General features: G+C 68.2%; 8 protein-coding genes. All 8 read left to right on the top strand.

The genetic code is table 11. From position 1 onward, the window contains the following. Position 1: 1 nt before the first annotated feature. The 8 genes from ACO6D5_RS13680 (at position 2) to ACO6D5_RS13715 (ending at position 10,697) form a co-directional block, all read left to right on the top strand. Positions 2-967 carry a DUF58 domain-containing protein gene (locus ACO6D5_RS13680; RefSeq protein ID WP_485825676.1) on the top strand — a complete coding sequence of 322 codons (966 nt, stop codon included), beginning with the start codon at positions 2-4 and terminating at the stop codon, positions 965-967. Further along, positions 964-1,464: a DUF4381 domain-containing protein gene (locus ACO6D5_RS13685; protein ID WP_485825677.1), complete on the top strand. Its 501-nt coding sequence runs from the start codon at positions 964-966 to the stop codon at positions 1,462-1,464. The genes ACO6D5_RS13680 and ACO6D5_RS13685 overlap by 4 nt, the downstream gene beginning before the upstream one ends. Then, a complete protein-coding gene (locus ACO6D5_RS13690) occupies positions 1,451-2,479 on the top strand; it encodes a VWA domain-containing protein (RefSeq protein WP_485825678.1) in 1,029 nt (342 codons plus the stop codon). Before ACO6D5_RS13685 ends, ACO6D5_RS13690 begins: the two co-directional genes overlap by 14 nt. After that, positions 2,464-3,978 (top strand): VWA domain-containing protein, encoded by a 1,515-nt coding sequence (locus tag ACO6D5_RS13695; RefSeq protein WP_485825679.1) that lies wholly within the window; start codon positions 2,464-2,466, stop codon positions 3,976-3,978. The genes ACO6D5_RS13690 and ACO6D5_RS13695 overlap by 16 nt, the downstream gene beginning before the upstream one ends. Beyond that, complete coding sequence (locus tag ACO6D5_RS13700; protein WP_485825680.1) at positions 3,975-5,363, top strand: BatD family protein; 1,389 nt, start codon at positions 3,975-3,977, stop codon at positions 5,361-5,363. The genes ACO6D5_RS13695 and ACO6D5_RS13700 overlap by 4 nt, the downstream gene beginning before the upstream one ends. After that, complete coding sequence (locus ACO6D5_RS13705) at positions 5,363-6,397, top strand: HAD family hydrolase (protein WP_485825696.1); 1,035 nt, start codon at positions 5,363-5,365, stop codon at positions 6,395-6,397. The genes ACO6D5_RS13700 and ACO6D5_RS13705 overlap by 1 nt, the downstream gene beginning before the upstream one ends. A 49-nt stretch (positions 6,398-6,446) precedes the next feature. After that, a complete protein-coding gene (locus ACO6D5_RS13710) occupies positions 6,447-8,081 on the top strand; it encodes a sulfatase-like hydrolase/transferase (protein ID WP_315529322.1) in 1,635 nt (544 codons plus the stop codon). Positions 8,082-8,156: 75 nt separating this feature from the next. Further along, positions 8,157-10,697 (top strand): spermidine synthase, encoded by a 2,541-nt coding sequence (locus ACO6D5_RS13715; protein WP_485825681.1) that lies wholly within the window; start codon positions 8,157-8,159, stop codon positions 10,695-10,697. Positions 10,698-10,932: the final 235 nt, after the last annotated feature.

Below are 10,932 nucleotides of genomic sequence, written 5' to 3' on the forward strand. Positions count from 1 at the left end.
CATGAGCCGCACGCCGCATCCCGTCCATCCGCCGTTGTCGGAACTGATCGCGCTGGAAGCCGACGCGAGCGGATTGTCGTTCTTGGCGAATCAGCCGTTGAGCAGCGTGCTGGCGGGTCCGCACGGTTCGCGGCTGCGGGGCCGCGGGCTGGACTTCGCCGAGCTGCGCCGCTATGTGGCCGGCGACGATTTGCGGCGGCTGGACCTGCGTGCGTCCCTGCGCTACGGCAAGCCGTTCGTGCGCGCCTATACCGAGGAGCGGGACCGGCCGGTGATGATCGTCGTCGACCAGCGCATGAGCATGTACTTCGGTTCGGTGCGCGCCTTCAAATGCGCCGTTGCGGCGCGGCTTGCGGCGATTTCCGCCTGGATCGCCTACCGGGGAGGGGACCGCGTCGGCGGCCTCGTGTTCGACGATGGCGGGGTCAGGGCCTTCAGGCCGTTGCGCAGCCGCGACCGGGTCCGGGCATTGCTGGCCGAGGTCGCGCGGGCGAACGCCGGCTTGTCGGCCGGCGAGCCGGATGTCGCCGCCGCGGAAGGGCTGAACACCGCATTGCGCGGCGCGCTTGCGCACGCGCCGCATGACTGCCTGGTATGCATCATCAGCGACTTCGCCGGCGCAGACGACGATACGCTGCGCGCGCTGCGTCTGCTTGCCGCACACAATGACGTGTTGGCGATGCTGGTGTTCGATCCGATGGCGCAGCAACTGCCCTCCAGCGGGCGCCTGGTCGTCACGCAGGGCAAACTGCAGCTGGAGGTGGCCGTCGGCCGGCAGCGCGAACGCGAGCCGCTTGCCCATTTCTTCAGCGACCGTCTGCGTCAAGTGGCTGAATTGCTGCGGCGCAGCCGCGTACCGTTGCTGTCCATCGACACGGCGGAAGACGAATTGCCGCAATTGCGCCGCGAACTCGGCAAGCAGGCGACGGCAACGGCCACGCCGCAGGCGGGGGGAGCGCGCGGATGAGCGACGCGTTGCCAGGCCTGGACCAGTTGCGCGAGCTGCCGCTGCCGGCAGCCGTTTCCTATTGGCCGCAAACCTGGGGGTGGGCCGTTCTGGCGGCATTGGTGCTGGCAGGCGGCGCCTGGAGCGTGACAGTCGTTTGGCGTCGCCGCCGACGCAATCTGTATCGCCGCCAGGGCCTCACGGCGTTGCGGCAGCTGGCGCAGGATGCCGCCGTCGACCCGTTGGCCGCGCGCGGCCTGCCCGGCCTGCTCAAACGCGCGGCGTTGGCGGCGCAGCCGCCGGGGGGACGCGCCGACGTGGCATCGCTCAGCGGCGAGCAATGGATGGCTCATTTGACGCGCGCCGTCCCGCAAGGTTTCCCGGAAGACACGCCTGAATTGATGCGACTGCTGGCTTACGCGCCGGACGAGACGGTGCGCCAGCTGGATGGCGCGAGGCTGGCGCGGTTGATCCGGGCAAGCCGCGAGTGGATGGTGAAGCATCATGTGGCGGCTTGAATATCCCTGGCTGCTCGCCGTTGCGCCGCTGGCGCTGGCCGCCTATCGCTGGTTGCCGCCGTACGTGCAGCGGCGCAGTGCGCTGCGCGTGCCGTTTTTCGATGCTGTTGCCACCCTGACGGGGCAGTCGCCGTCGCGGCCAGGCGTGCGGGCCAGTCCCGCCCAGCTGTGGCTGAATGTGGCGGTCTGGCTGCTTCTGGTGCTGGCGCTGGCGCGCCCGCAATGGGTCGAGCCGCCGCTGACGCACACCGAGGCGGTGCGCGACGTGCTGCTTGCCGTGGACATCTCGCAGTCGATGGATACCGCCGATTTCCGAAACGCCCAGGGCCAGCCCGAATCGCGCTGGCGGGCCGTCAAGGCGGTGGTCGCCGACTTCATCGCCAAGCGGGCCGACGACAGGCTGGGCCTGATCGTGTTCGGCACAAGCGCGTATCCCCAGGCGCCGCTGACGCGCGACCATGTGGCGCTGCGTCTGCTGCTGGACCGAACCGCCGTGGGGATGGCCGGCCCCAACACGGCCATCGGCGATGCCGTCGGCCTGGGCATCCGGATGCTGGACGCCGCCCGCGAACGGGAGAAGGTGTTGATCCTGCTGACCGACGGCAACGACACCGGAAGCGCCGTTCCGCCCGCGCGCGCGGCGGCGCTGGCCGCCGAGCATCACATCATCGTGCATACCATCGGCATCGGAGACCCGGCTGCGACGGGCGAGGACCGGGTCGACTTCGGCGTCCTGCAAGGGATCGCCCGCGCCACCGGCGGCCAGTTCTTCAAGGCCGAAGACCTGGCCAGCCTGCAAGCCGTGTACGCGACGCTGGACCGCATTACGCCGCAGGAGGTGAAGACATTGCGGCATCAGCCCAAACGCGACTATTTCTGGCTGCCCCTGGGCCTTGCCCTGTGCCTGCTCGCGGCCTGGCACGGCGTTGCCGCGCTCTTGGCGCGGCGCAACCGGGTGGCGGGGCCGCACGGCAAACGGGCCAGGGAAGAGGGGCAAGCATGGACCTCGACCTGAGCGCCTTTCATTTCTTGCGCCCGTGGTGGCTGCTGGGCCTGCTGGCGGCGGCGGCAGCCTGGTGGATCCGGCGCGGCGAAGGGGATGGCTCGGCGCGCGCCAGCCGGATTTTACCTGCCTTGCTGCCCTATCTGATGGTGCGCTCGCCGGGCAGCCGCGGTCCGCGTCCGATCGATGCGCTGGCGCTTATCCTGGCCATCGGCTCGGTGGCCGCCGCCGGCCCGGCATGGGATCGCGACCAGCCCGAATTCCTCGACAACGTGGCGCCCCTGATCGTCGCGGTCGCGCTGGGCTCGTCGATGGACGGCGCGGATGTCCCGCCCACGCGGCTGGAAGCGGCCAAACACCTGATACGCGACCTGGCCGCGCGCCGCGCCGGCGCCAAGACCGGCCTCATCGCCTATGCGGGTACCAGCCATCTGGTATTGCCGCCTACCGACGACGCGAACCTGTTGGACCTGTTCACCCAGGCGCTGGTTTCCGACCTGATCGGCCAGGATGGCAGGGACGCGGCGGGCTCGATCGCGTTGGCCGCGCAGGTGCTGGCCGCCGAGCGCGCCGGCGGCACCTTACTGCTGTTGACGGACGGCGCCGACGCCAGCGGCCTGGATGCCGTGCGCCAGCGCGCCCAGGCGGCGGCCGACTTGCAGGTGCTGGTGATGGCGGTGGGGCAATCGGGCCTGGACAAGGACGGGCTGCAGAATCTGGCGCGTGCGGCAGGGGCGCCTTTGGGCAGCCTGACGGCCAGCCCCGACGACCTGGACTGGATCACGCTGCACGCCCAACAGCATTTCCAGGCCGTGCAGGATGCGCAATCCGGTTCCGTTCATTGGAAGGACGCCGGCTATTGGCTCTGCTGGCCCCTCGCCTTGTTGGCCTTGCTGGCCGTGCGGCGGGGCTGGAACGTCGCGTGGACGGCGGCGCTGCTGATCGCCGTGACCCTGGGCGCGCCGGCCGAGACGCGGGCGAATCCGCTTGCCGACGCGTTCTTCACGGCGGATCAGCAGGGTCGTATCGCGTTCGACCGCGGCCGCTATGACGAGGCCGCCAAGCTTTTCACCGATCCATACTGGAAGGGGCGGGCCGCCTACCAGGCAGGCGACTATGTCGACGCATTGAAGGCGTTTTCAAAGCTGGAAACGCCGGAAGGCCTGTTCTACGTAGCCAACACCCAGACGCGGCTCCGGCAGTATGACGCCGCCCTGGCGGCCTATGACCGCGCATTGGCCTTGTCGCCCGGGTGGGAGGCGGCAACCGTGAACCGGGGCATCGTCGAACGCTTGCTGGCCGCGATGGGTCAGGAGCAGCAAGGCGATCAGGCCGAGCCGCCCGACCAGACGATCGCGGACAAGACCGCCAAGGCCGGCCAGATGGTTGCCGTGCCCGCCGCGCAGGCGACGTCCGAAGAGGCGTGGCTGCGCAACCTGACCTTGTCGCCGACGCGCTTTTTGCGCGGCAGGTTCGCCGTGGAAGACGCGGCGGCGGGAGGGCGTCCATGATCCGCGCTTACGTGATGTTTTGCGTGGTGGCGCTGGGCCTGCACGGCGGCGCGGGCGCACAGGGCGACGCCGGCAAACAGGGCGCGCCTTCCCTGCGCGTCACGGCGACGTTGCAGGCGCCGGCGCACGTGCAGGTCGGCGCGACGCTGCAACTGCAACTCGACGTCCTGACACCGACCTGGTTCACGCAGCCACCCGTCCTGCCGCCGCTGGATATCGCCGGAGCCATGGTGACGCCGCCGCAAGGCGAGGGCGAACTGCTGCGCGATACCGTCGCCGGCGTCTCCTATAGCGGCTTGCGGTACACCTATGTGCTGAGCCCGACGGCGGCGGGCTCATTGCAAGTGCCTGCCTTGGCCGTGACGGCGAAAGTGGGCCCCGGCGGCCAGGTGGCGGCAGGCGCCAGCCAGCCCCTTTCGTTCGAGGTGCTGGCGCCGGCCGCCGGCCAAGGGCCGGCATTGGCCGCAGGCAAGATGGCGGTGACTCAGGACTTCTCGATAGCGCCCGACCCGTTGATCGTGGGCGGGCGCATCACCCGGTCCGTCACGCAGCGGGCCGAAGGCGTCCAGGCGATGCTGCTGCCGGCCGTGCCGTTGCCCGACCTGCCTGGATTCAAACGCTACCCGCGCGAACCGGAGGTGACCACCCTGGACGACGGCCGCGGCCGCTTCACGGGCGGGCAGCGCGTCGACCGCGCCGACTACGTCGCGCAGCAGGCCGGCACCTTCAGCCTGCCGCCCATCACCGTGCGGTGGCGCGATGGGGCGACAGGCCAGCCCGCCCAGTCGGAATTGCCAGGCCGCGAATTCACGGTGGCAGCCGCGCCGGCGGCGGCGCCGCCTTTTTCATTGGCCGAAGACCTGGCCCGCTTGCGTCACGGGCTTCGATGGGTCATTCCGGCGGCGTGGCTGGCGTGGGGGGCGGGCCTGGCGCTGGCAGGCGTTGCGTTATGGCTGACGTGGCCCTGGTGGCGGCGTATTGCGGCAGCGCTGCGCGTGCGCGTGACGTGCGCGGCGGCGGCAAGGCGCGCAAGCGAGGCGTGGCACTGGCGTGCCTTCCAGCGCGACATCCGCCAGCCGGCGGCGGGCCTGGGCGCGTTCTATCGCTGGTTGCGCCTGGCGGCGGGCGCCCAGGACTTGCGCGCCGCCGTAGCGCCGCTGGGCAAGGCCCCACGGCAGGCGGCATCGGCCGTGCTGCAGGACGCCTACGGCGGACCCCGAGCGGGTTCGGCATGGCGTGCCAGATTGGCGTCGGAATCGGTGAATTGGCGGCGAGTGTGGCGGGCGCGGAATACGCCCACTTCCGCTTATGCGTTGCCAGACGAATTGAATCCGGTCCAGCCGGGTGGAAAGCGACCGCGCACCATGCGCAAGGGGAGTCAATGATGAAGGGAATGACGAATCGGGCGCAAGGACGCTGGGCGTCGTGGCTGGCGACCGCCGCGGCCACGCTGCTGCTGGCGGCATGCGCGGCGCCGCAGAAGGCGGCCGCGCCGCAGGCCGTTCTGCCGTCCTGGAACGAGGGGCCGTCGCGCACCGCCATCGTGGAATTCGTGCGTACGGTGACGCAGCCCGGAGGCCCCGACTTCGTCGCGGCTGAAGACCGGATCGCGGTCTTCGACAACGACGGCACCCTGTGGTCCGAGCAGCCCTTGTATTTCCAAATGCTGTTCGCGCTGGACCGCGTCAAGGAGATGGCGCCGCAACATCCCGAATGGGCGAAGCGCCAGCCATTCAAGGCCGTCATCGAAGGCGACAAGGCGACGCTGGCCAAAGCGGGGCAGGCCGGCCTGTTGAAGATCGTGGGCGCCACGCATACCGGCATGACCGTGGATGACTTCACGCAAAGCGTGACGCAGTGGACCGCTACGGCGCGGCATCCGCGCTTCAACCAGCCCTACACCTCGATGACCTACGTGCCGATGCGCGAATTGCTGGATTACTTGCGCGCGAACGGCTTCAAGACCTACATCGTGTCGGGCGGCGAAACCGAGTTCATGCGGCCGTGGTCGCAGACCGCCTATGGCGTGCCGCCCGAGCAGGTCATCGGCAGCGGCTTTGCCACCACCTTTGAAATGCGCGACGGCAAGCCGGTGCTCTGGCGCCAGGGCAAACTTGATTTCAACGACGACGGCCCGGGCAAGCCGGTGGCCATCCAGCGCTATATCGGCCGCCGGCCGTTGCTGGCCTTCGGCAATTCCGACGGCGACCTGCAGATGCTGCAGTGGACGGCGGCTGGCGCGGGCAAGCGCTTTGCCGGCATCGTCCATCACACCGACGCGCAGCGGGAATGGGCCTATGACCGGGACTCGAGCGTCGGGCGGTTGGACCGAGCGCTGGACGAAGCACAGCGCAGCGGATGGACGGTCGTGGACATGAAGACGGAGTGGAAACGGATCTACGCGTTTGAAAAGCCTTGAGCAAGCGTGACTTGGGAGTACATGGCCCTTGTGGGCGAGGAGAGCAGTCATGAAAGCAAGACGATGGTTGGGAGCGGCGCTGGTGGCCGCGAGCGGACTTGCGGTGATGGGTGGCGCCTTTGCGCAAGCCCAAAATGCCCAGTCCAGCCCTCCGGGGCAAACGACAGGAAAAAAGCCGAACATCCTTGTCATCTTCGGCGATGACGTTGGACAGGGCAACATCAGCGCGTATACGCGTGGGGTCGTGGGCTACAGGACGCCCAATATCGACCGCATCGCCACCGAAGGAGCGATATTCACCGACTACTACGCCGAGAACAGCTGCACCGCAGGCCGGTCCACGTTCATCACCGGGCAGTCCGCGCGGCGCACCGGTTTGTCCAAAGTGGGAATCCCGGGCGCGCCAGTGGGGTTGCAGGACCGCGACATCACCATCGCCCAAGCCTTGAAAGGACAGGGCTACAGCACGGCGCAGTTCGGTAAGAACCACCTGGGCGACCGCGACGAATACCTGCCCACCAAGCATGGATTCGACGAATTCTTCGGCAACCTCTATCACTTGAATGCCGAAGAGGAGCCCGAGCGCCCGTACTTTCCGAAGAATCCCACTGACCCGGCCATCAAAGCCTATATGCCGCGTGGCGTGATCAAGGCGTCGGCCGACGGCAAGATCGAAGATACCGGCGCGTTGACGACCAAACGCATGGAAACCATCGACGACGAAACCGTGGGCGCGGCGCTGGACTACCTGGACAAGCACGGAAAGTCGGACAAGCCCTTCTTCGTGTGGATGAACACCACCCGCATGCACTTGTTCACCCATATCCGCCCCGAGCACCAGGGCAAGAGCGGCATGCCCGGCAATGACTACGCCGACGGCATGTGGGAGCACGACCAGGATGTCGGCAAGCTGCTGAAAAAGCTGGATGACCTGGGCATCGCCAAAGACACCATCGTGATCTACACGACGGACAACGGGCCCAACCAGTTCAGTTGGCCGGATGCCGCCACGACGCCGTTCCGCAGCGAGAAAGACACCAACTGGGAAGGCGCCTTCCGCGTGCCCGCGATGATCCGATGGCCGGGCCATATCGAGCCCGGCACCGTCAAGAACGACATCGTCTCGGGCCTGGACTGGTTCCCGACGCTGTTGGCCGCGGCAGGCGACGATGGGGTGAAGGAACGGCTGCTCAAGGGCTGGCGGCCCGATGGCGCCAACCGGGACTTCAAGGTGCATCTGGACGGCTACAACCAGCTGGGCTACCTGACGGGCAAGAGCGACAAGAGCGCGCGCGAAGACTTCTATTACTTCAACGATGACGGCCTGCTGGTCGCCATGCGGTTCGAGAACTGGAAGGTCGTGTTTTGCGAACAGAAGGCGCCAGGCGGGTTTGCCGTGTGGAAGGAACCGTTCGTGTGCTTGCGGGTGCCCAAGGTGTTCAACCTGCGCATGGATCCTTACGAACGCGCCGACATCGTCTCCGACCAGTACAACGACTGGCTGACGAAAAACGCGTATCTGGCCTTCATCGGCTCGGCCAAGGCTGGCGAGTTCCTGCAGACCTTCATCGATTGGCCGCCCAGCCAGAATCCGCCCAGCTTCAGTACCGACCAGGTGCAGAAGGAAGTGGACAAGAAGATCGACGAGTACTTCGCGCAGCAAGCGAAGAAGCAGGGCAAGTAAGCGGTAAGGGGCGGGCGCGGCTTGGCGGCCGCGTCCGCCCCGGGTAATTGGTTGGACCGACAAGAGGGCAACACCATGAATGCATCCGCGCGACCGATGGCGGCCATCCCTGCGGCAGGCGCGGCCTCGCATGCCCGCTCGACGTTATGGCCGGCGGCTGCGCTGTTGGCTTTGTCCGGCGTGGCCTCATTGATTTTCCAGATTCTGTGGATCAAACAACTGTCGCTGATCGTCGGGGTTGAAGTGCACGCGATCGCGGTGGCGGTCGGCGCTTTCTTTTTGGGCCTGGCGGCAGGCAGCTGGGTGCTGGGACGCCGGGCGGACGCGTCTGCCAGGCCGTTCCTGTTCTACGCGGCGATAGAACTGGCCATCGCCGTCCTGGGCGTAGGCGTGACCGCCGTGCTGGCGCTTGGCGCGCCGGCCTTTGCGCGCGGCGAGGCGTTCAGCGCCTTGCTGGCCTGGCTTGCCATCGTCCTGGTCGTGGGTATTGCACCCTTTTTCATGGGCGGCACGCTGCCCGTGCTGCTGCGCGCGACAGGCGCGGGACGGGTCGGCCGGGCGGGCGCCACGCTCTATGCCGCCAACACGGGCGGCGCGATCATCGGCGCGTTGCTGCCCGCGTTCTTTCTTATCCCCGCGCTGGGCGTGCGCGGCACCGCCTGGGCGGCGGCCGGCCTGAATCTGGCGGCGGCGCTGGGCGCGTGGGCGCTGGACCGGCAGAACCGGCCCATGGCCGCCGAAACACCGCCGCCAGACACGAAAGCGCCGGCGCTGGCCTTGTCTCGCGATGCCCGGGCGGCGCTTGGCCTGTACGCTGCCGCGGGCGCGGTCGCGATGGGCTATGAAGTGCTGTGGTCCCAAATGGTCGTACCGTTCATGAGCACGCGGGCCTTCGCGTTCTCTATCGTGCTGGCGGTATATCTGAGCGGCCTGGCGATCGGGGCGGCGCTATACGCGCGGTGCGAACGCCTGCTGGGCGACCCCTGGCGCGTGTTCGGGCTTCTGGTGGCCGGCGCCGGCTTGATCGCGCTGGTGGAGGCCGCGTTATTGGGGCGCTGGCTGATCACCGCCCAAAGCCTGGCCGAAGCGTCCCTGTTGCGCTGGACCGAGAACAATCTGGCCGGCATGAGCGGACGGTTTGCCGTCGCGGCAGGCGCGGTAGTGCTCTTGCCCACGCTGCTGCTGGGGGCGGCCTTTCCGGCCGTATTGCGTATTGCCGTGCCGCCGGCTCGCCGCGGGCAGGGCGCCGGCGCCGTGCTGGCCTTCAACACCCTGGGCGGCATCGCGGGAACGGCCCTGACGGGGTTCCTGCTGTTGCCTTATCTTGGCACCGTGCGCAGCCTGGCGCTACTGACTGTCGTTGCCTGCTGCGTGGGCGCGGCGGCGATTTGGCGCGCCCAGCCGCCCTCGCCGGTGGCAAAGGGCATCGGGGCGGCATTCGTGGGCGCGGCCGTCATCCTGGGCGTTGCCATTCCCGTCGATCACCTGGCGCGCCTGCTGCCGGGCGCCCAAGGGGGCAGCCTGGTCTTCTACGAGGAAAACCATGGCGGCACGGTCGCGGTCGTCGAACAGGGCAAGGGCGACCGGCGCTTTCACCGGCTGTACATCCAGGGCGTTTCCAACTCCGGCGACGCCATGCCGTCGCTTCGCTATATGCGCCTGCAAGCGCTCCTGCCGTTGATCGTCCACGCGGGCGAGCCGCGCTCCGCGATGGTGATCGGCTACGGGACCGGCATCACGGCAGGCGCTCTGTCGCGCTACCCGGGGCTGGAGCGCCGGGTCGTGGCGGAATTGCTGCCGGGTGTGCTCCACGCCGCGCCACTGTTCAAGGGCAGCTACGGGGCGTCGCAAGACCCCGGCTTGGACGTGCGGCTGAAAGACGGGCGCCGGGAGCTGCTGGGCAGCGCCGAACGCTACGACCTCATCACGCTGGAGCCGCCGCCGCCGTCGGCCGCAGGCGTGGTGAACCTGTATTCGCAGGATTTCTATTCCCTGGCGGCGGCCCGGTTGAATTCCCAAGGCATCGTTGCGCAGTGGCTGCCGCTGCCGACGCAGAACCTGGAGGACACCCGCGCGCTGGTGGCCAGCTTCATCAACGTGTTCCCGCACGCGTCGTTGTGGACCACCGAATTCCACGAAATGCTGATGGTGGGTTCGATGGCCCCGCTGCCTTTGGATCCGGCCCGCATCGCCGCCCGGTTTTCGGAACCGGAGGTACGCAAGGCGCTGGCCGAGGTCGGCGTCGCGTCGCCGGCGGCGTTGTTGGCGACCTGGGTGACCGACCGCGATGGCTTGGCGCGCTTTGCCGGCCAGACGCCCGCGGTCACCGACAACCGGCCGGCCATCGAGTACGCCACTTGGGTGCGGCCGCGTGAAGTCGCGCGCACGTTGCCGGCGTTGCTGGTCGAGCGAGGGCCGCCGCCGCTGGCGGCGGTGGGCGAGGAGATGTCGCGGGAAATCGATCGCGAGCGCAACGTGATGGACCTGTTCTACCGAAGCGCCCTGGCCGCGTATGAAGGCGATCGCGAGGGGTGGGCGCGCAACGCCGCGCAGTTGGAAGCGGTCCGGGGCGACAACCCCTATTTGCGCTGGTTCGCGGGCAGGCAGTCAGAATAAGGCAACCCAGTTTCCGCTTTTGCAACAACCCCGATCAACGCAGGCTAAGCGCAAGGTGGCACCTTGAACTATTCATTTGTTCTTGCGGCGGCATCGGTCGCTTTCTTCTTCCTGTTGCTGGGGGCGATCCGCATCGGCCGGGCGCTGGGCCGCCATAGCGGCGCGCAAGACAAGGGCACAGCGGGATCCGCCGCCATCGAAGCGTCCGTCTTCGCGTTGCTGGGCCTGTTGATCG

The sequence above is a fragment of the Achromobacter sp. genome (assembly GCF_057314935.1).

Bases quoted from the DNA above. Each gene is read 5' to 3' on its own strand.
- ACO6D5_RS13680 (WP_485825676.1), top strand. From the start codon at position 2: ATGAGCCGCACGCCGCATCCCGTCCATCCGCCGTTGTCGGAACTGATC.
- ACO6D5_RS13685 (WP_485825677.1), top strand. From the start codon at position 964: ATGAGCGACGCGTTGCCAGGCCTGGACCAGTTGCGCGAGCTGCCGCTG.
- ACO6D5_RS13690 (WP_485825678.1), top strand. From the start codon at position 1,451: ATGTGGCGGCTTGAATATCCCTGGCTGCTCGCCGTTGCGCCGCTGGCG.
- ACO6D5_RS13695 (WP_485825679.1), top strand. From the start codon at position 2,464: ATGGACCTCGACCTGAGCGCCTTTCATTTCTTGCGCCCGTGGTGGCTG.
- ACO6D5_RS13700 (WP_485825680.1), top strand. From the start codon at position 3,975: ATGATCCGCGCTTACGTGATGTTTTGCGTGGTGGCGCTGGGCCTGCAC.
- ACO6D5_RS13705 (WP_485825696.1), top strand. From the start codon at position 5,363: ATGAAGGGAATGACGAATCGGGCGCAAGGACGCTGGGCGTCGTGGCTG.
- ACO6D5_RS13710 (WP_315529322.1), top strand. From the start codon at position 6,447: ATGAAAGCAAGACGATGGTTGGGAGCGGCGCTGGTGGCCGCGAGCGGA.
- ACO6D5_RS13715 (WP_485825681.1), top strand. From the start codon at position 8,157: ATGAATGCATCCGCGCGACCGATGGCGGCCATCCCTGCGGCAGGCGCG.